Source organism: Luteibacter sp. P4_D7_3 (assembly GCF_056401735.1).
Genome location: NZ_JBFUIT010000007.1, coordinates 1 through 18,394 on the forward strand (window position 1 = coordinate 1; position 18,394 = coordinate 18,394).

General features: G+C 64.2%; 20 protein-coding genes. 15 read left to right on the forward strand and 5 right to left on the reverse strand.

The annotated features are described in order from the left end of the window. A partial coding sequence (gene putA, locus AC1DSN_RS01650; RefSeq protein WP_477329374.1) for a bifunctional proline dehydrogenase/L-glutamate gamma-semialdehyde dehydrogenase PutA occupies positions 1 to 2,916 on the reverse strand: 2,916 nt, incomplete at its 3' end. Between the two features lie 191 nt (positions 2,917 to 3,107). On the opposite strand from putA, the gene AC1DSN_RS01655 reads away from it, so the two are divergent. The 6 genes from AC1DSN_RS01655 (at position 3,108) to nadS (ending at position 8,172) form a co-directional block, all read left to right on the forward strand. After that, positions 3,108 to 3,590, forward strand: coding sequence for a DUF2244 domain-containing protein (locus AC1DSN_RS01655; RefSeq protein WP_477296629.1), 483 nt, complete (start codon positions 3,108 to 3,110; stop codon positions 3,588 to 3,590). Positions 3,591 to 3,610: 20 nt separating this feature from the next. After that, positions 3,611 to 4,510, forward strand: coding sequence for a cytochrome c oxidase subunit II (gene coxB, locus AC1DSN_RS01660; protein WP_213949296.1), 900 nt, complete (start codon positions 3,611 to 3,613; stop codon positions 4,508 to 4,510). 34 nt (positions 4,511 to 4,544) lie between these two features. Then, positions 4,545 to 6,155, forward strand: coding sequence for a cytochrome c oxidase subunit I (gene ctaD / locus AC1DSN_RS01665; protein WP_063573036.1), 1,611 nt, complete (start codon positions 4,545 to 4,547; stop codon positions 6,153 to 6,155). Between the two features lie 164 nt (positions 6,156 to 6,319). Next, positions 6,320 to 7,213 (forward strand): cytochrome c oxidase subunit 3, encoded by an 894-nt coding sequence (locus AC1DSN_RS01670; protein ID WP_477329353.1) that lies wholly within the window; start codon positions 6,320 to 6,322, stop codon positions 7,211 to 7,213. A gap of 267 nt (positions 7,214 to 7,480) precedes the next feature. After that, positions 7,481 to 7,891, forward strand: coding sequence for a hypothetical protein (locus tag AC1DSN_RS01675; protein ID WP_477297511.1), 411 nt, complete (start codon positions 7,481 to 7,483; stop codon positions 7,889 to 7,891). Then, positions 7,888 to 8,172: a NadS family protein gene (gene nadS / locus AC1DSN_RS01680; protein WP_477297512.1), complete on the forward strand. Its 285-nt coding sequence runs from the start codon at positions 7,888 to 7,890 to the stop codon at positions 8,170 to 8,172. Before AC1DSN_RS01675 ends, nadS begins: the two co-directional genes overlap by 4 nt. Positions 8,173 to 8,193: 21 nt before the next feature. Here nadS and AC1DSN_RS01685 read toward each other — a convergent pair whose 3' ends face one another. Continuing rightward, positions 8,194 to 8,592, reverse strand: coding sequence for a hypothetical protein (locus AC1DSN_RS01685; protein WP_477329355.1), 399 nt, complete (start codon positions 8,590 to 8,592; stop codon positions 8,194 to 8,196). Positions 8,593 to 8,852: 260 nt separating this feature from the next. On the opposite strand from AC1DSN_RS01685, the gene AC1DSN_RS01690 reads away from it, so the two are divergent. After that, positions 8,853 to 10,274 carry a Fic family protein gene (locus tag AC1DSN_RS01690; RefSeq protein ID WP_477329376.1) on the forward strand — a complete coding sequence of 474 codons (1,422 nt, stop codon included), beginning with the start codon at positions 8,853 to 8,855 and terminating at the stop codon, positions 10,272 to 10,274. Positions 10,275 to 10,352: 78 nt separating this feature from the next. On the opposite strand, the gene AC1DSN_RS01695 is transcribed toward AC1DSN_RS01690, so the two are convergent. Beyond that, positions 10,353 to 10,571: a twin transmembrane helix small protein gene (locus AC1DSN_RS01695; protein ID WP_036139356.1), complete on the reverse strand. Its 219-nt coding sequence runs from the start codon at positions 10,569 to 10,571 to the stop codon at positions 10,353 to 10,355. 59 nt (positions 10,572 to 10,630) lie between these two features. Between AC1DSN_RS01695 and AC1DSN_RS01700 the strand changes: the two genes are divergently transcribed. The 4 genes from AC1DSN_RS01700 to cyoE are packed head-to-tail and all read left to right on the forward strand — an operon-like array spanning position 10,631 to position 13,990. Beyond that, entirely contained in the window at positions 10,631 to 11,362 is a 732-nt protein-coding gene (locus AC1DSN_RS01700) for an SURF1 family protein (protein WP_477297207.1), read from the forward strand. Next, the gene (locus AC1DSN_RS01705) at positions 11,359 to 11,925 is read left to right on the forward strand and encodes a hypothetical protein (RefSeq protein WP_477297206.1); all 567 of its coding nucleotides are present in this window, start codon (positions 11,359 to 11,361) and stop codon (positions 11,923 to 11,925) included. Before AC1DSN_RS01700 ends, AC1DSN_RS01705 begins: the two co-directional genes overlap by 4 nt. Beyond that, positions 11,925 to 13,076, forward strand: a complete 1,152-nt coding sequence (locus AC1DSN_RS01710; RefSeq protein ID WP_213949300.1) for a COX15/CtaA family protein — start codon at positions 11,925 to 11,927, stop codon at positions 13,074 to 13,076. Before AC1DSN_RS01705 ends, AC1DSN_RS01710 begins: the two co-directional genes overlap by 1 nt. Beyond that, positions 13,073 to 13,990: a heme o synthase gene (gene cyoE / locus AC1DSN_RS01715; protein WP_477297204.1), complete on the forward strand. Its 918-nt coding sequence runs from the start codon at positions 13,073 to 13,075 to the stop codon at positions 13,988 to 13,990. The genes AC1DSN_RS01710 and cyoE overlap by 4 nt, the downstream gene beginning before the upstream one ends. Before the next feature lie 111 nt (positions 13,991 to 14,101). Here the strand turns inward: cyoE and AC1DSN_RS01720 are convergent, their stop codons facing one another. After that, a complete protein-coding gene (locus AC1DSN_RS01720; protein ID WP_477297414.1) occupies positions 14,102 to 14,938 on the reverse strand; it encodes an alpha/beta fold hydrolase in 837 nt (278 codons plus the stop codon). Continuing rightward, the gene (gene hemH / locus AC1DSN_RS01725) at positions 14,931 to 16,052 is read right to left on the reverse strand and encodes a ferrochelatase (protein WP_477329357.1); all 1,122 of its coding nucleotides are present in this window, start codon (positions 16,050 to 16,052) and stop codon (positions 14,931 to 14,933) included. Before hemH ends, AC1DSN_RS01720 begins: the two co-directional genes overlap by 8 nt. An 87-nt stretch (positions 16,053 to 16,139) precedes the next feature. Between hemH and AC1DSN_RS01730 the strand changes: the two genes are divergently transcribed. From AC1DSN_RS01730 to tatC, 4 genes are all read left to right on the forward strand, one after another. Then, positions 16,140 to 16,832, forward strand: a complete 693-nt coding sequence (locus AC1DSN_RS01730; RefSeq protein WP_477329359.1) for a lipid-binding SYLF domain-containing protein — start codon at positions 16,140 to 16,142, stop codon at positions 16,830 to 16,832. Positions 16,833 to 16,907: 75 nt separating this feature from the next. Beyond that, the gene (gene tatA / locus AC1DSN_RS01735; RefSeq protein ID WP_063570436.1) at positions 16,908 to 17,153 is read left to right on the forward strand and encodes a twin-arginine translocase TatA/TatE family subunit; all 246 of its coding nucleotides are present in this window, start codon (positions 16,908 to 16,910) and stop codon (positions 17,151 to 17,153) included. A gap of 13 nt (positions 17,154 to 17,166) precedes the next feature. Next, complete coding sequence (gene tatB, locus AC1DSN_RS01740; RefSeq protein WP_477297419.1) at positions 17,167 to 17,589, forward strand: Sec-independent protein translocase protein TatB; 423 nt, start codon at positions 17,167 to 17,169, stop codon at positions 17,587 to 17,589. Beyond that, entirely contained in the window at positions 17,576 to 18,334 is a 759-nt protein-coding gene (gene tatC, locus AC1DSN_RS01745) for a twin-arginine translocase subunit TatC (RefSeq protein WP_477297420.1), read from the forward strand. The genes tatB and tatC overlap by 14 nt, the downstream gene beginning before the upstream one ends. Positions 18,335 to 18,394: the final 60 nt, after the last annotated feature.

The following is an 18,394-nucleotide window of genomic DNA, read 5'->3' on the forward strand; positions in this document are numbered from 1 at the left end:
GGTGTCGTCGATGCGGCTGTGGATGCCGAGCGTGAGACCGAAGCCAGTGGCGTTGATTTGCTCGACCACCTTGTCCAACTCCGAGCCCTTCCAGCGGATCACGTGCAGCACGGGGCCGAACACTTCGCGGGTGAGCACGTCGAGCGACGGGATCTCGTAAGCACGCGGCCCGAAGAACGTACCGTTCGCGGTGGCGTCGTTGAGCGGCACCTCGCCGATCTTCTTCGCTTCCTTGTCCATGCGTGCAGCATGGTCGACGAGGATCTGCAGTGCGTCGTTATCGATCACCGGGCCGACGTCGGTCGAGAGCAGGCCGGGATCGCCGATCTTCAGCTCGGCCATGGCGCCGGCGAGCATCGCGGTGACCTTGTCGGCGATATCTTCCTGCACGAACAGGACGCGTGCCGCCGAGCAACGCTGGCCTGCGGATTGGAAGGCCGAAGCGATCACATCCTTGACGATCTGTTCCGGCAGCGCCGACGAGTCGGCGATCATCGCGTTCTGGCCGCCGGTCTCGGCGATCAGCGCGGCGATAGGCGCGTTACGCGCGGCCAGGGCACGGTTGATCGCCCAGGCGGTGTCGGTCGAGCCGGTGAAGGCCACGCCGGCCACGCGCGGGTCACGCGTGAGCGCGGCACCGACGGTGGCACCGTCGCCCGGCATGTACTGCAGGATGTCGGTCGGTACGCCCGCGGCGTGCAGCAGCTTCACCGCGGCATAGCCGATCAGTGCGGTCTGCTCGGCCGGCTTGGCGATGACGGCATTACCGGCGGCGAGCGCCGCGGCGACCTGGCCGAGGAAGATCGCCAGCGGGAAGTTCCAGGGGCTGATGCAGACGAAGACGCCGCGGCCGTTGAGGAACAGCTGGTTGCTCTCGCCGGTGGGGCCGGGCAGCTGCTCGGGCTGACCGAACAGGCGGCGCGCCATGGTGGCGTAGTAGCGGAGGAAGTCCGCGGCTTCGCGGATTTCCGCGATGGCGTCGGGCAGGCTCTTGCCGGCTTCGCGCACGCACAGCGCGATGAACTCGGCGCGGTTGTGCTCGAGCTGTTCGGCGGCGTGCTCGAGGATCGCAGCGCGGCTGGCAGCCGGCAGGCGGTCCCACGCGGGCTGGGCCTTCACCGCGGCAGTCAGGGCACGATCGACCAGTGCCGGGTCCGTGTTCTCGACCGTGCCGACGATGCGGCGACGATCCGACGGATCGGTCACCTCGACCTTCGTGCCACCCGTGGCGCCACCGGCGACCAGCGGGGCGGCGGTCCACGGACCACTGTGGCGGTTGACGGCGTCGGCGAGCTCGTGGAGCTCGTTGTCGTTAGCGAAGTTCATGCCCATGGAATTCTTCCGAAGTTCACCGTACAGATTGACCGGCAGGGGGATGCGGGGATGGGGAATGGAGGCGAAGGCGCGCACCGTCTCGCACGGGTCGGCGACGAGGTCGCGCACCGGTACGCTCTCGTCGACCACGCGGTTGACGAAGCTGGTGTTGGCGCCGTTCTCGAGCAGGCGGCGCACGAGGTAGGGCAGGAGGTCTTCATGCGTACCGACCGGCGCATAGACACGGCACGGTACGTTGAGCTTGTCCTTGCCGATCACTTCGGCATAGAGGTCCGCGCCCATGCCGTGCAGGCGCTGGTTTTCGTACGGACGGCCCTGCGCCAGGTGGTTGATCGCGGCGATCGTATGCGCGTTGTGCGTGGCGAACTGCGGGTACACCGCGTCGCCGCCGGCGGCGAACAGGCGGCGTGCGCAGGCGAGGTAGGAAACGTCGGTGTTCGGCTTGCGCGTATACACCGGGTAGCCGGTCAGGCCATTTTCCTGCGAGCGCTTGATCTCGGCGTCCCAGTAGGCGCCCTTGACCAGGCGCACGAACCAGCGACGGCCGGTGGCACGGGCCTTCTCGGTGACCCAGTCGATGACGAAGGGCGCGCGCTTCTGGTACGCCTGGATCACGATGCCGAGACCGTTCCAGCCCTCCAGCGACGCGTGCTCGAAGACATCGCCGATGATGTCCAGCGAGAGCTCGAGGCGATCGGTCTCTTCGGCGTCGACCGAGAGCGCGATGCCGTTCTTGTGGGCCAGCTGCGAAAGCTCGAGCAGCTTGGCGCCGAGCTCGATGCGCGCGCGGGCGCGGTTGGCCACTTCATAGCGCGGATGCAGCGCCGAGAGCTTCACCGAGATCGACGGGGCTTCGAGATTGCTCTTGAACGGGCCGCGGGCACCGAGCGCGTTGATCGCGTCACGGTAGTCCTGCTGGTAGCGCTCGGCGGTTTCCTGGGTGAGCGCCGACTCGCCGAGCATGTCGTACGAGTAACGGTAGACCGCGTGTTCCTTCTCGGCGGAACGGTCCAGCGCTTCCTTGATGGTGCGGCCCATGACGAACTGGTGGCCCATGATGCGCATGGCCTGGCGCACGGCCAGACGCACGACGGGCTCGCCTGCGCGACCGACCAGGCGGCGCAGCGCGGAGGTGAAGTCGTGGCGGGTCTCTTCGGCGAGGTTCACCAGGTGGCCGGTGAGCATCAGGCCCCAGGTGGACGCGTTGACGAACAGCGACTCACTCTGGCCCAGGTGCTTCTTCCAGTCGGCCTCACCGAGCTTGTCGCGGATGAGCTTGTCCGCCGTCGCCTTGTCCGGAATGCGAAGCAGGGCCTCGGCTACGCACATCAGCAGGACGCCTTCCTCGGAGGAGAGGTCGTACTGGCGCATGAAGGACTCGACCGCGCTCTGGTCCTTGGCTCGCGCGCGGACGCGCGTGACCAGGCCGGCAGCGACGTCGATGACGTGTTCGCGCTCGGTGGGCGGCAGGGTGGCCTGGACCAGCAGGTCGTTGACGGCCTCGGTTTCGTCGCGCAGCCAGGCGGCCGTGATACGCGCGCGCGCCGGCTCGGCGCCAGTCGGGAGTTCGGGGAGGAGGATCGATGGGTTCACGGGGGAGTGGGGTGCGTGAGGAGACCGCCCATTGTAGGGGAGCGGGGCCCTGGGTGTGTGTTGCATAGCGGAAGGGTGCCCTGCGGCGTGCGGCCTGCGACAACACGTCCCTTCCCAACCTTGCCGCTTCTTGACCAGCGCCCTATCATCCCTCGGGTTCCAGGCACGCTGGACTTTCCATGAACGTGCTTCGACCGACCGTCGCGGGTCAGCCGCGCGTGTTGTGGCTCAGGCCCAACCGTGCGCTGGACAAGCTTGGTCTGCGTCGACTGATCATGGGTCTGGCGGCGATAGCCCTGGCGACGGCGTCGTTTGGCGCGTGGCAGGGGAATGTCTTCGCTCCCGTGTTCGCCCTGATCGAAACCTTCGTCGTGGGGTTCGCGCTTGGCGCGGCCTGGAAGGCCGGCGACAGGGGTGAACGTATCGCCATCGGGCCGGATACGCTGGAAGTGAGGGTGGTGCCCGGACGCCGGGTGCAGCGCTTCCAGACGTATTGGGTCAGGGTGGGTCTGGCTCCGGGGGACGGACGCCAGCGTCTGTTGCTCAAGTCACATGGCAACGAGCTCGAAATCGGCGCCTTTCTCGGGGAAGAGGAACGGGTCGAGGTGTCAAGGAAACTCATGGTGCTGCTGGCCGAAGTCTCGAGCCAGACGCGCAGGTAGGTTCATTAAAGGTGCAAGACATGACATCTGGCGGCATCGGACGATCGGTTTCGGCGTGGGCGGCAGGCGCGATGGCGCTGTTCGGCGGGGAGGCGTGGGCCAATCCCGTTCCTAACCAGATGAACATGACCCAGGGTGTGAGCGAGTGGTCGCCTTACGCCATGCACATGGTGGCCCTGTGGGTCTGCGTGGTCATCGGCGTCATTGTCTTCGGCGCCATGTTCATCGCGATGTTCCGTTTCCGGAAATCGCGCGGGGCCGTCGCCGAGAAGTGGGCGCACAGCACGAAACTGGAAATCGTCTGGACGGTCGTCCCGGTCATCATCCTGATCTTCCTGGCCAACCTCGCCACGGGGGGGCTGACCACGTTCGCCGACACCACCGGCGCCGACATGACGATCAAGATCACCGGCTATCAGTGGAAGTGGCGCTACGACTACGTCGACTACAAAGGCAAGGGCGTCGACAAGGTCGGCTTCGTGTCCAAGCTGGAGGAGTCCTCGGACCGTACCCGCCAGCTCAAGTCCAACCTCGACCCGGACAAGATCCAGGTCGACGGCTACAACACCTATCTGCTCGATGTCGACAAGCCCCTCGTGGTGCCGGTCGGGGTCAAGATTCGCTTCATCATCGTCGGCGGCGACGTCATCCACTCCTGGTGGGTGCCGGCGCTTGGCTGGAAGATGGACGCGATTCCGGGCATCGCCAATGCGGCCTGGACCAAGATCAAGGAGCCCGGTGTCTACCGCGGCCAGTGCGCCGAACTGTGCGGCCAGGACCACGGCTTCATGCCGATCGTCGTGAAGGCCGTGCCGAAGGCCGAGTTCGAACAATGGCTGGCGACCCAGGAAGACGAGGCCAAGATCCAGAAGGCCGCGCAGACCGCCCAGAACGCTCCCGCCCCGGTCCCCCAGGGTTAACCGAACAGTCTTTTGCAGGTAGAGGTGCAAGGCCATGGCGCACGCAGCCACCCACGACCACGATCACCACGGAGCCCCGAAGGGCTTCTTCCAGCGATGGGTGATGTCCACGAACCACAAGGACATCGGCACGCTGTACCTGATCTTCTCGCTGACGATGTTCTTCATCGGCGGCGCTTTCGCGATGGTTATCCGCGCGGAGTTGTTCAAGCCGGGCATGCAGCTCGTGCAGCCGTATTTCTTCAATGAAATGACGACGATGCACGCCCTGGTGATGATCTTCGGCGCGATCATGCCGGCCTTCGTCGGCCTGGCGAACTGGATGGTTCCGCTGATGGTCGGCGCGCCGGACATGGCGCTGCCGCGCATGAACAACCTGTCGTTCTGGATTCTGCCGTTCGCCTTCTTCATGCTGCTGTCCACCCTGTTCATGCCGGGCGGCGGCCCCGCCGGCGGCTGGACGATGTACCCGCCGCTGTCGCTGCAGGGCGAGTCGGTGGCTTACGTGATCTTCGCGATCCACCTGATGGGCATCAGCTCGATCATGGGCGCGATCAACATCATCGCCACCATCCTCAACATGCGCGCGCCGGGCATGGACCTGCTGAAAATGCCGGTCTTCGTCTGGAGTTGGCTGATCACGGCGTTCCTGCTGATCGCGGTGATGCCGGTGCTTGCCGGTGCGGTCACCATGCTGCTGACCGACAAGTACTTCCACACCAACTTCTTCAATGCCGCCGGTGGCGGTGACCCGGTCCTGTTCCAGCACATCTTCTGGTTCTTCGGGCACCCCGAGGTCTACATCATGATCCTGCCGGCGTTCGGGATCATCTCGGAAATCATCCCGACCTTCGCCCGCAAGCCGATCTTCGGCTACCGCGCGATGGTGTTCGCGATCGCTTCCATCGCCTTCCTGTCGTTCATCGTCTGGGCGCACCACATGTTCGCCGTGGGCCTGCCGATGGGCGCGGAGATCTTCTTCATGTACGCGACGATGCTGATCGCGGTGCCCACGGGCGTGAAGGTCTTCAACTGGGTGTCGACCATGTGGGGCGGCTCGATGACCTTCGAGACCCCGATGCTGTTCTCGATCGCCTTCGTGATCCTGTTCACCATCGGCGGCTTCTCCGGCCTGATGCTGGCCCTGGCCCCGGCCGACTTCCAGTACCACGACACCTACTTCGTGGTCGCGCACTTCCACTACGTGCTGGTGACCGGCGCCGCGTTCTCGATCATGGCCGCCGCGTACTACTGGATCCCGAAGTGGTCGGGCCACATGTACAGCGAAACCTGGGGCAAGATCCACTTCTGGTCCAGCGTGATCTCGGTCAACGTGCTGTTCTTCCCGCAGCACTTCCTCGGATTGGCGGGCATGCCCCGACGCATCCCGGATTACAACGTCGCCTTTGCCAACTTCAACATGATCAGCTCCATCGGCGGCTTCTGGTTCGGCGCCTCGCAGCTGATCTTCCTCGGCGTGATCATCCACTGCGTCTTCTTCTCGAAGAAGAAAGCGGCGGACCGCTCGTGGGAAGGCGCCAAGGGCCTGGAGTGGACCGTGCCGTCGCCGGCACCGTTCCACACCTTCGACGTGCCGCCGGTCATCCACGACGACGAGCTCGCCCACGGCAACACGGACCACTGATCGATGCAGGACATGACGGACATCGAGATGACAGCGCGCCGCAAGCGCGCCCGCGTTACCGCACTCATCGCGGGCGGCTTCGCGGTGGCGGTGTTCCTACTCTCGATCGTGCAGATGCTGAAGGTCTGAGCGGCTAAACCAAGCGACATCCACGGGAAACCACCATGGGTCACCAGCAACAAGACGTCTATTACGTACCGAGCAAGAGCTACTGGCCCATCGTGGCGGCGGTCTCCATGTTCGTCACCGTGTACGGTGCCGCGCACTGGCTGAACTCGCAGCCCGGCGACAGCAGCGCCTTCGGCAAGCCGATGTTCTGGGTCGGCTTCGCCATGATCCTGGGCATGTTCTTCGGCTGGTTCCGTTCGGTCATCCGTGAATCGATGGCGGGAAGCTACAACGGCCAGGTGGATCGCTCATTCCGCATGGGCATGATGTGGTTCATCTTCTCCGAAGTGATGTTCTTCGGTGCCTTCTTCGGTGCGCTGTTCTACGCCCGCATTTTCTCGGTGCCCTGGCTGGGCGGTGAAGGCCATGGTGTCCTTACCCACCAGTTCGTCTGGCAGGGTTACGAGGCTTCGTGGGGCGCGAACGGTGGCGGTGGTCCGCAGAAAATCGGCGGCTCGTTCCAGACCATCGCGGCCTGGGGCCTGCCTTTGCTCAACACGCTGATCCTGCTGTCGTCCGGCGTGACCATCACCATTGCGCACCATGCGCTGAAGGCTGGTCACCGCAAGGCGCTGCTGATCGGTCTCGGTGCGACGGTGCTGCTCGGTTGCGGCTTCCTGTGGTTCCAGGCCCACGAGTACGCCGAAGCGTACGAGCACTTCAACCTCACGCTGGGCAGCGGCGTCTACGGCGCCACGTTCTTCATGCTCACCGGCTTCCACGGCCTGCACGTGACGCTGGGCACGATCATGCTGGCGATCATCTGGCTCCGCTGCGCCAAGGGCCATTTCACCAAGGACGATCACTTCGGTTTCGAAGCCGTCGCCTGGTACTGGCACTTCGTCGACGTGGTGTGGCTGGCGCTGTTCCTGTTCGTTTACGTGCTTTGACCTGTGACGTAGGCGCTGCCATGTGAATCGAAGAACCCGCCGTGAGGCGGGTTTTTTTTGGTTCATCGCGGAATGTCGGGAATGCCACGGAGGGCTTAGGCGTCGCGTCGTAGAGCCCTCGATGCTCGGACGCAGCGGAGCAGAGCCTTCGGTGCCCACCCTCGCTGCTCAGACAGGTCCTCCGCGTTCCGTATCGGAAAGTCCGCTGCGCGGGCCATGTTCTTATAGGCCTACGGCCGCTCCACTTGTGCGGAACTCGCCTCGAGGGTGGGCACCGAAGACTCTTCCCATCCTGAGGCTCGTGTGGGTCGAGCCGACGAAGCAACACTGCTTCGGCTGCTGGCGCGTCGACATTGTCGGACGGTCGAGCCGAGCGCGCCGGTCGAGATCGTCCGCGCGAGCTTAAGAGTGCCCGGTCTGAAAGCTGAGCGCCCGGGCCTGATAATCCGCGATATTTTTTTAGGAAAGTACGCCATTGACGCACGTACGTCAATGGCGTACTTTTACCTCGTGACCTTCGTAGAGACGCCTGCTTTCACCAGGCGGATCACGGAATGGCTGGAGGACGACGAGTACGCCCGACTTCAGGGCTGTCTCGCGGCTCATCCCGATGTCGGGGATGTGATGGCAGCGCAAGGCGCTTCAAAAAATCATCGAGACATGGAAGCGACACTTTGAGCAAATTCTTTGAAGACTTGATGGGAAGCGTCCAGGAAATGGACGAAATCCTGCGCGGCGAGCGACCGCCATCCCGTGTGTTCCACGTCGATCCTGCAGCGATCAAGGAGCTTCGGGAGACCACGGGTCTTTCGCAGGCGAAGTTCGCGTTGTTGCTAGACGTCGATGTGGGAACGCTGCGCAACTGGGAGCAGGGCAGGCGGGCGCCGACAGGGCCAGCCCGGGCGCTTCTCCGTGCCATCCGTAAAGATCCCAAGCACGTACTTGCCGCACTGGCTTGACTTACTCGCGAACGAGCGAGGCTATTCGCCCGTCGAGCGGGGATCCGATTCCGCGGTTCGCTCACGTGTCAGTTGCCAGATTCCAGCAACGACAAGGACGCCGTCCAGCCCGGCGATCCACACGCCGAATATGACGCGCTGATACATCGAGGGCGCGAGGCTCACGTATCCCCCGAGAAACAAGGCCATAAACAAGGCACAGACGTAGGGTCGCCGGCCACGGGTGAGGAATGCGCCGGCGGCCATCGCGGCGGTCATACCCCAGCCCGTGAGTAGTGCGGGAGATGCCTCGTGAAAGCTCTTCAGGGCGGCCGCGTAGCGGGTCGGGAAAATGCCGAACATCCCTTCGAGTCCTGTCATGACGACCGAGAAGGCCAACCATCCGACAGGAATCAGCGCGAAAAACAGCGCGGTAGGCAACGGCCTGCGTATGGCTGACGTCATCCTTGCTCTCCCCTTGTGGCTAGCCTATGGCACCCGTCGCCGCTCGTGCTCTGGCTGGCAGTAAAAAAAAATCAGAGAAATGCCCTAAAAGTAAAAAAAAATGTGGCAAAGTAAAAAAAATGAGCCGATGTGGCCCTTTTGAACCTTTCCACAGGCCTCCCATGAGCCGACTAGGTTACGCCTATCTGCACTCCTCTCTAGGTCTGACGGCTTTCGAACCCCGGCGTCCTGCGTTGGTGAAGCCCGTCTCGAAATTGGTGGAGAACGCTGATCACCTGGCCGTGCCGGCTGCCGTTGTGGAGCGCATGGAGCTCGACCATGGCGGGATGCTAGCCCACCTCTTGTTCGCCCTGAAGCACGAGGGCACGAATCTAGCCATCCTCATGGAGGCACTGACGCACCTTCCGGAGGAGGCGCTAGTCGCGGCAATGACGCGCACCCCGGGTAGCGTCTTCGTTCGAAAGGCCTGCTATCTCTGGGAGGCGGCCAATAGCCGGACATTGGACGCAGCGCCGGCCGCGAAGGGTGCCATGGTGGATCTCTTCGATCCGGCCCGTTATGTGACGATGGAAGGAGAGCGACACCCCAAGTGGCGTGTCCATTTCAACGGTTTGGGCTCCCTTCGCTATTGCGCCACCGTCGAGCGAACCGATGTTGTCGAAAAGGCTCTGGCGAGCGAGCTGATCGAACGGATTCACCGGTATACCGATGATGTCGGAACGGCGGTGAGGGATCGGGCCCTTGAATGGGCCTACCTCGACGAGACACGTAGCAGCTTTGCGATCGAGCGGGAAACGCCGAGTGAAGAGAAGCAGCGCGCCTTCGTAGCCCTCCTGCATTCTGCACACAAAAAGCGGGATATCAGCGAAGACTATCTCGTTCAACTGCAGACCACCGCCGTGACCAATCCGCTTGATCGTGCGTTGGGTTTCCGCGCGCAACAGAACTATCTGCAAGGGCCGCTCCGTGGGGCTCCAGGCGTGACCTATGTGCCGCCACCGCCCGTTCTTGCAGGCGAATTGATGGACGAGTTGATGGCTTTCATCAACCGTGCGCCGACAGCCCTTGACCCACTTGTCGCGGGTGCCGTGGCTTCGTTCGGATTCGTCTTCGTTCACCCCTTCATGGACGGCAACGGCAGACTTTCACGCTTCCTCGTTCACTACGCCCTGTGCCAGTCGGGTCGCATGGATAACGGGCTCATCCTCCCTGTTTCGATCGCCATGAACGCCCATGAGGCTGATTACCTATCCACCCTCCAGATTTTCTCGGTACCCGCGCGCGAACGTTGGCGCGTCGGCTGGATAGGCGAAGACGAGTACGACCTGCACTATGAGGGCAGCGCAGGGCACGAGCTCTACCGCTATTGGGATGCGACCCCCGCCGTCGAGTTCTGCTACCGGATGGCCGATCAGGCGCTGGAGGTCAACCTTCGCGAAAACACCGAGTTCATCCTTCGCTACGACCGGGTCGTTCGTGAAGTGGAGCGCCGCTACGATCTTCGCGGGAGCGACCTGGCCACGCTGGTGACGAGTGCTCTGACACAGAATGGCGTCGTTTCGAAGCGGCGCCGCGATCAGTTCGCTGACCGTGTCCCGGCTGCCGTATTCGACCTTATTGAAGAAACGTCGAAGGCGGCCCTCGCTTTGACCGGATAATCCCCGTTGCGATCAACCCCTGTAGTTACCCCACGGCACCAAATGCCGCACCGCGCCTTGGCCCCCCGGCCTGGCGCGTTAGAATTGGCCGACCCCATGGGGGTGCAGCCAGCCCATGAAGATGCCCAGCGCGACCATGGCGATGAGCAGCAACGACAGACCAATGCGACGGGTGAGCGCCCACACCGTGCGCTTGCTCTGGCCTTTGTCGGTCATCATGAAGAACAGGGCCTGGCCAAGGTTGAAAAGCACAACCAACAGCAGGATCACCAGCGCGTACTTATAGATGGTTTCCACGTGACCCTTCCGCCTGATATCGACAATCCGAGTATAGCGGTGGCCACGGGGCGTCTGGCATGACCTTCTTGCGTCGTCCGACGTGGTTCGCTGTCGCACTTACCGTGGTCGGCGTGCTGGCCTTCGTGCGCCTGGGTGTCTGGCAGCTGGATCGCGCCGACGAGAAGGACGAGCTGCTGCGGCGCTACGCCGCATCCGCCGCCGCGGCCGTGGAGGACTTCGGCATGATTGCCGACGCACCTCCGGTGGATCGCTACCCGCGTGTGGCGTTGCATGGCCAGTTCGTGCCTGGCCACACCTACATCCTCGACGACCAGACCCATGCGGGCCAGGTCGGCATCCATGTTTACGTGCCGTTCTCGCCGCACGGACACGTGCCGTACGTGCTGGTGGACCTCGGATTCCTGGCCAAGGAGGCCGGCGCCAACCCGCGACTGCCGCCGTTGCCCAGGGGCGAAACGACGATTCGCGGGCTGTACGTGCCGTCGCCCGGTGTCGGTGTTCGCCTGGGCGGCGATCGCCTGCCGGAACAGCACGGTGCGGAAAAATCGATGGTGTATGTCGACATAAAGGAGATCGGCGCCGACGTCGGCCGCGCGCTGTATCCTCGCGTGTTGCTGCTCGATGCCGATCCGGCCAGCATCTATACGCGCGACTGGACGCCCGGCTTCATGCCGCCGGCGCGGCATCGCGCCTATGCATTCCAGTGGTTCACCTTCGCGCTCGCCGCGGTGGTGATCTTCGTCCTCCTGCATCGCCAGCGACGCCCGAAGCGGCCCGAGCAACCATGACCGATCCGAACGTCTCCACCAAGAACATCCGTAGTAGCCGCATCAAGCTGATCCTGATCATGCTGGTGTTCCTTGCGCCCATCATCGCTGCGGGGCTGCTTACCCTCAGCGGCTGGCAGCCGGAAGGGAAGGGCAACGGCCGGCCCATCGTGCCTCAGCGCAGCGTCAACGATGTGCGTATCGACGTGAACGGCAAGCCCTGGGTGTGGCGAGACAGTGAGCCGCGCCTGACCCTGATCGCCTTGCCGGGTCCCGGCTGCGCCGACCATTGCCTGCAGACCCTGGCGCTGATGCGCAACGCGCGCATCGTGCTCAACGCCAATGCGGATCGCCTGCGCCTGCTCTATCTGGGAACGCCGCCGACCGCGCCGGGTGCCGATGGCGTCATGCCTTCCTGGAAGGTGGGCGGTGATATCGCCGATGCCTTCGGAGAATTCCGTTCGACCGAGCCGGACAGTGTCTCCGCCGTGCTTATCGAGTCCAACGGCACAGCGTTGTCTTACTATCCCGCCGGTTTCGACCCGAGCGGCCTACGCAAGGACATGCAGAAGGTGATCCGCTGATGCCGCCGCGTACCGTGAAAATCCTGCGCACGCTCGGGCTTCTCGCTGCACTGTTCGCCTTCTGCATCGTGATGTTCGGCGCCTTCGTCCGTCTTTCCAATGCCGGGCTTTCCTGTCCGGATTGGCCGACCTGCTACGGCAAGGCCTCGTGGCCCGGCCACGCGCAGGACATCGCGCAGGCGAACGAAGCGTTCCCGGATCGCCCCTACGAAACGCACAAGGCCTGGCGAGAGCAGGTCCATCGTTTCCTCGCCGGTGGCCTGGGCTTCATGGTGCTGGCCATCGCGCTGATCTCGGCCTGGCGCCGACGCGTGGCGGTGGTCGCGGTACTGCTCGCCGCCGCGTTCGCCGTGGTGGGCGTCGTGATGTACATGCGCGGCGAGCATGTCGTCTCCTCGTTCCTTTCCGCTTTCGCGATTGCCTTGCCGCTGATCGCCGCAGCAACGCTCGACCGACCGGGTGCGTGGAAGATCGGCATCGCGGCGCTGGCGGTGATCATCTTCCAGGCCATGCTCGGCATGTGGACGGTGACCCTGTTGCTGAAGCCGATCGTGGTGATGGGCCATCTGCTCGGGGGCCTTGCTACGTTCGCCTTGCTAGCGTGGGCTGCGCTGCGCTGGTGGCGCGTAGGAACGCCGGACGACCGCTTCGCCGCACTGCGTGCGCCCATCGCGATCGGCATCGTCGTGCTGGTCTGCCAGATCGCCCTGGGCGGATGGACGAGCTCGAACTACGCGGCGCTCGCCTGCGGCACGGATTTTCCGAAGTGCCTCGGCCAGTGGTGGCCGCAGACCGATTTTCCACAGGCCTTCGTACTCTGGCGCGGCATCGGCGTGAACTATGAAGGCGGTGTGCTCGATATGGCGGCACGCAGTTCGATCCAGCTCGCGCATCGCATCGGTGCGCTGGTGACGTTCTGTTACCTGGCGTGGCTCTCGCACAAGCTGGCGCGCGCCGGTCTGCGCAGGATCGGTATCGCGGTCGGCGTGGTTCTGATCGCGCAAGTCCTTCTTGGTGTCGGCAATGTCCACCTCGGACTGCCGCTGCCCGTGGCGACGGCGCACAATGGCGTGGCGGCCCTGCTTCTCTTCACCCTGCTCGCGGCCCTGGCCAGCACGCAGCGCCTGCCTGCGACGACGGAGTCCCTGTGAGCAAGATCGCCCAATACTACGAACTGACCAAGCCGCGCGTCGTCGCGCTGCTGGTTTTCTGTGCGGTTATCGGCATGTTCCTCGCCGTCGATGCCTCCGGCCAGCGCGTGTTGCCGACCTGGCATGCGGCGGTCTTCGGTACGCTCGGCATCTGGCTGGCATCGGCTTCGGCGGCGGCGTTCAATCACCTCATCGACCAGCGCATCGACAAGCTGATGGCGCGCACCTCGCACCGTCCCCTTGCGACGGGGCAGCTCACGCCGATGCAGGTGTTCATCTTCGCGATGTCGCTCGGCATCGTGTCGATGCTGGTGCTCGTGTTCCTGGTGAACATGCTCACCGCCGTGCTGACCTTCTTCTCGCTGATCGGCTACGCGGTGATCTACACGGCGTACCTCAAACGTGCGACACCGCAGAACATCGTGATCGGTGGTCTCGCTGGTGCGGCGCCGCCCATGCTCGGCTGGACGGCGGTGACCGGTTCGCTGCATCCGTATGCGTTGCAGCTGTTGCTCATCATTTTCGTCTGGACGCCGCCGCACTTCTGGGCCCTGGCGATCTTCCGCGTCGATGACTACTCGCGTGCGCAGGTGCCGATGCTGCCGGTGACCCATGGCGTGGTCTACACGCGCTGGCACATCCTGTTTTATACGATCCTGCTTTGCGTGGTGACGTTGCTGCCTTTCTTCACCGGCATGAGCGGGCTCATTTACCTGTTCGGCGCGGTGATCCTCGGCGCGGGCTTCCTCTGGTACGCCATCCGCATGCTCAACCCGCCGGACGAGCTGTTTGCGATGAAAATGTTCAACTATTCCATCGTGTACCTGATGGTCTTGTTCGCCTTCCTGCTGGCGGACCACTGGCTGGTGGATCCGATGGTGCAGCCGGCGTTTAGGCTGGAGCCGGTGGTCTGACGGGACAGCATCGCCGATGAATCGGCTCCCACAGAGAGCTCCGCAGACATGTGGGAGCCGCTTCAGCGGCGATGCTTCAATGCCCGTGTAGGAGCCGATTCATCGGCGATCCTACAGCGCGCTGCGCAACCACTCGGCCACAGCCCCCGGATGCTCCAGGTGCAAATGATGCCCCCCGTCCATCCGCGTGACAGTGATGTCATCCACGCAATCGATCCGTACCTGCAACGCCTCCGGTTCCAGATACGGCGGATGCGGTCGCGCCAGTAACAGCGACGTCGGCGCCGCAAGGCCGAGCAACAGCGACATCACCTGCGTCTCGGCGAGGCGGATGGCCGTCGGCTTCGACAGGCGCGGATCGCTGCGCCAGCTGTAGCCACCCTCTACTTCCCGTAATCCGCGTTCGACGATATGCCGGGCCAGCGAGCTGTCCAGCCCACTGGCCAGCGCCCGCGCCCGAGCTGCATCGTCGATAGACGGGAATACGCGCAGCGGGCGGCTGCCCTCGTCCTTGATGGCCAATGCGTCGCGAAAGCGATCGAGCGTGCGGGATCCGTCGTCACCGAGAGGGCCAAGGCCTTCGATCAGCGCCAGGGCGCGAATGCGCTCCGGCGCGGCGATCGCGACCATGGTCGCCACGCCCGCACCGAGCGAGTGGCCGAGCAGATGAAACCGGGGCAGGGCGAGCGAATCGACCGCTGCCAGCACCGCCCGGGTGTAGTCGACGTGCTGATAAATCGTGCCTTCCGGCAGATGGTCGGAATGACCGTGGCCTGGTAGGTCCAGGGTGATGACATGGAAGCGCTCAGCCAACAACGGCGCCAGCAGGGCAAAGCTCGCGGCGTTATCAAGCCACCCATGCAGAAGCACGAGCGGGGGCGCATCCGGCTCACCCCAGGTCAGCCCGGACAGCTCCAGTCCGGGGATGGAAATGCGCAACTCACGCATCGTCGCGGACCTGTCGGGCGCGTTCTCGGCTGGCGGCAAGCCGGCGTGCCGCCTCGGCAGCGTCGTAGTCCGCAGCGAACTCGGGCCAGCCCTGCGCATGCCTCAGCACCAGGTCGGCGATCGTCCCGACATGGGCGGGCGTCGCATTGAGGCAGGGAATGTAGTTCAGGGTTTCGCCGCCGGCCTCTTTGAAGAAGTCGGCGTTCTGCATGGCGATTTCCTCGAGCGTCTCAAGGCAATCCACCGCGAAACCAGGGCTGATGACATCGATCCGCTTGATGCCATTGGCGCCAAAGACTTTGACCGTCTCATCCGTGTAGGGGTGCAGCCAGCGCTCACGACCCACGCGCGACTGGAAGCTGAGCGGTGCCTCGACTTCGGACAGTCCCAGGGCTTCGCGCAGCAGGCGCGCCGTGGCGTGACACTGGCAGAAATACGGATCACCGTTACGCACGTAGCGTTCGGGAATGCCGTGGAAGCTCATGAGTAATTTCTCGCCGCGACCGTGTCGATCCCAGTGCGCCCGCACGCTATCGGCCAGCGCGGCGATATAGCCCGGCTCCGCATGGTAGTCGTTGATCTGGCGCAGCTCCGGCGGCCAGCGGAGGCCTTTCACCGCATCCGCCACCGCGTCGAAGACACTCCCGGTCGAGGTGGCCGAGTACTGGGGGTAAAGCGGCAGCACGAGCAGTCGCCTGACGCCTTCGCGCTGCAACTGCGCAATGGTTTCCGCCACGGCGGGCTTGCCGTAGCGCATGGCGAGCGCCACGCGGATCGGGCCGGGCCGACGACGACCCAGTTCGGCCTGCAAGGCGGCGGCGAGCGCTTCGCTACCTACCCTTAGCGGCGAACCCTGCTCCGTCCAGATCCGCGCATAAGCGTGTGCCGACCGCTTCGGTCGCACGCGCAGGATCACGCCATGCAGGATGGCCAGCCAGAGCAGGCGCGGGTATTCGATGACACGCGGGTCACCGAGGAACTGCGCCAGATAGGGCCGTACAGCAGCGGCGGTAGGCGCTTCAGGTGTACCGAGATTAACCAGCAGCACACCGACCTGGGGCAGGTGGTCATGGGAATACCCGGCAAGGCCGGTATAGTTTGGCGTACCTGGCATCGGCGTCGGGCACTCGCGGGAATTCCCGCAGTCTGCCATAGCGCGGTGTAACGCCGAAGCCGTCATGTGTATGAAAGGAGCCACGCGATGACCCCACGTCTTTCCCGCCTGCTTGTTCTCGGCCTTCTTGCCTTGCTGCCCATCTCGGCAGTCCAGGCCGCCGACCCGCCGAAGGAGCAGGCAGAGAATGCGGTGCGCGTGCTCAAGGAAATCATGGACGATGCCCCGGACAAGCAGTTGCCGGCCGATCTCCTCAAGAACGCGAGGGCCATTGCCGTCCTCCCCGACATGGTCAAGGGCGGCTTCGTCTTCTCGGGGGCCAAGGGCGAAGGCCTGATCTCGATCAAGAGCCCCGATGGCACCTGGTCCAACCCCAACTTCATCTCCATGGCGGGTGCCGGGGTAGGCTTCCAGATCGGGATCCAGTCGGCCGACGTGATCCTGGTCTTCCGTACCGATCGGGGCGTGCAGGGCATCATCGACGGCAAGTTCACCCTGGGCGCCAACGCCTCCGCCGCCGCCGGCCCGGTGGGCCGCTCAGCCACGGCGGCCACCGATGGCCAGCTCAAGGCCGAGATCTACACCTATTCGCGCGCGCGCGGCCTGTTCGCCGGCGTGGCCCTCGATGGCACCCACTTCAGCATCGATGACGACACCAACAAGGAGGTCTACGGCCCGGGTATCACCCCCCGCCGCATCTTCGAGACAGGCGGTATCACCAACGCTCCAGCCTATGTCGTCAATTTCCGCGACACGCTGGAGGAGTACACTAACCGCTGAATCTGAACCATCCGGCGTCACGCAAGGGCGCCTGTCCGTCCCATCGGTGCCCTGGCGGGCGCCTGCGAGGTTTTCATGAGCATTACCCATATCGTCCTCTTGCTTCTCGTCGTCGTGCTGATCTTCGGCACGAAGAAGCTGCGCAACATCGGCTCGGACCTGGGCGGTGCCATGCGCGACTTCAAGAAGGGCATGGATGGCGACGAAGAGGCCAAGGCGGCCCGCGAGCGTGAAGACAAGCTGCGCGCGGATCCCCCGGTAACGGGTCAGGTCCCGCCGACCCACACCGAATCCACCGAGCCGCGCGACCGCGCTCCGTGATCCCGGCGGCGCCATGATCGAGATCAGCTTCGGTAAATTGCTGCTGCTCGCGGTAGTGGCGCTCATCGTCCTCGGCCCCGAGAAGCTTCCGCACGCCGCGCGTACCGCGGGCTTGCTCCTGCGGCGCATGCGCAACGGCTGGGATAACGTCAAGGCCGAGGTCGAACGCGAAATCCAGGCTGAGGAAATCAAGCGCACGCTGCGCGAGACGGCCGAAAGCGCCCGTTCCGCGCATGACAGCATGCGCGACGAGATCCGCGGCGCCGGCAAGGACATCCGCGACACCGGTGACCGCGTCCGCGACACCTTTACCGAAACGCAGACAGCGCGTATCGAAGGCCGCGAGGCCGACCCGGCGCGCGACATGCTGCCACTGGCCCATGGTGTGACGACGCCACCTGCGCCGCCTACGGATGAACCGCATGACCGCAGCTGACCCCGGTCCGTCCGCCGACGACGCGATCGAAGAGGGCCTGTTTTCCCACCTGATCGAACTGCGCTCCCGACTCCTTCGCGCCGTCGTCGTCCTGCTGCTGGTGCTGCTGGCCCTCGTGCCGGTGGCCAACCATCTCTACGCCGAACTGGCCAGGCCGCTGGTCGAGCGCATGCCCCAGGGTGCGCACCTGATCGCGACCGAAGTGGCCAGCCCGTTCGTGACGCCGTTGAAGCTCGCCTTCTTCGTGGCGCTGTTCATCAGCATGCCGATGATCCTGTACCAGCTGTGGGCCTTCGTCAGTCCGGGCCTGTACAAGCATGAGAAGCGTCTGGCGCGGCCGCTGCTGGTAGCCTCGCTGGTGCTGTTCTACACGGGCTGCGCGTTCGCGTATTTCGTGGTGATGCCAGCGGCCTTCAAGTTCCTCAACGCCGTCACCCCCGAAGGCGTGGAGATGATGACGGACATCACGCATTACCTCGATTTCGTGATGCTGATGTTCTTCGCCTTCGGACTGTGCTTCGAAGTGCCGGTGGCCGTGGTGATCCTGGCGGCGATCGGCGTCGTCGACGCGCAGAAACTCAGCAAGGGCCGGGGCTACGCCATCGTCGGCGCCTTCGCCATCTCCGCCTTCATCACCCCACCGGATTTGTTGTCCATGGTGATGCTGGCCGTGCCTATGTGCCTGCTGTACGAAGTGGGCCTGCTGTCGGTGCGCTTCCTGCTGAAACCACCCGAAGGGGATTAACTCACGGGCGTGTCCATCGGCTGGCTGGCGGCAAAGGGCAAGAACTCGCAAGGGGCTGCT

Bases quoted from the DNA above. Each gene is read 5' to 3' on its own strand.
- AC1DSN_RS01670 (WP_477329353.1), top strand. From the start codon at position 6,320: ATGGGTCACCAGCAACAAGACGTCTATTACGTACCGAGCAAGAGCTAC.
- AC1DSN_RS01700 (WP_477297207.1), top strand. From the start codon at position 10,631: ATGACCTTCTTGCGTCGTCCGACGTGGTTCGCTGTCGCACTTACCGTG.
- AC1DSN_RS01720 (WP_477297414.1), bottom strand. From the start codon at position 14,938: ATGCGTGAGTTGCGCATTTCCATCCCCGGACTGGAGCTGTCCGGGCTG.
- AC1DSN_RS01730 (WP_477329359.1), top strand. From the start codon at position 16,140: ATGACCCCACGTCTTTCCCGCCTGCTTGTTCTCGGCCTTCTTGCCTTG.
- hemH (WP_477329357.1), bottom strand. From the start codon at position 16,052: ATGCCAGGTACGCCAAACTATACCGGCCTTGCCGGGTATTCCCATGAC.
- AC1DSN_RS01705 (WP_477297206.1), top strand. From the start codon at position 11,359: ATGACCGATCCGAACGTCTCCACCAAGAACATCCGTAGTAGCCGCATC.
- AC1DSN_RS01710 (WP_213949300.1), top strand. From the start codon at position 11,925: ATGCCGCCGCGTACCGTGAAAATCCTGCGCACGCTCGGGCTTCTCGCT.
- coxB (WP_213949296.1), top strand. From the start codon at position 3,611: ATGACATCTGGCGGCATCGGACGATCGGTTTCGGCGTGGGCGGCAGGC.
- AC1DSN_RS01655 (WP_477296629.1), top strand. From the start codon at position 3,108: ATGAACGTGCTTCGACCGACCGTCGCGGGTCAGCCGCGCGTGTTGTGG.
- tatA (WP_063570436.1), top strand. From the start codon at position 16,908: ATGAGCATTACCCATATCGTCCTCTTGCTTCTCGTCGTCGTGCTGATC.
- ctaD (WP_063573036.1), top strand. From the start codon at position 4,545: ATGGCGCACGCAGCCACCCACGACCACGATCACCACGGAGCCCCGAAG.
- tatC (WP_477297420.1), top strand. From the start codon at position 17,576: ATGACCGCAGCTGACCCCGGTCCGTCCGCCGACGACGCGATCGAAGAG.
- tatB (WP_477297419.1), top strand. From the start codon at position 17,167: ATGATCGAGATCAGCTTCGGTAAATTGCTGCTGCTCGCGGTAGTGGCG.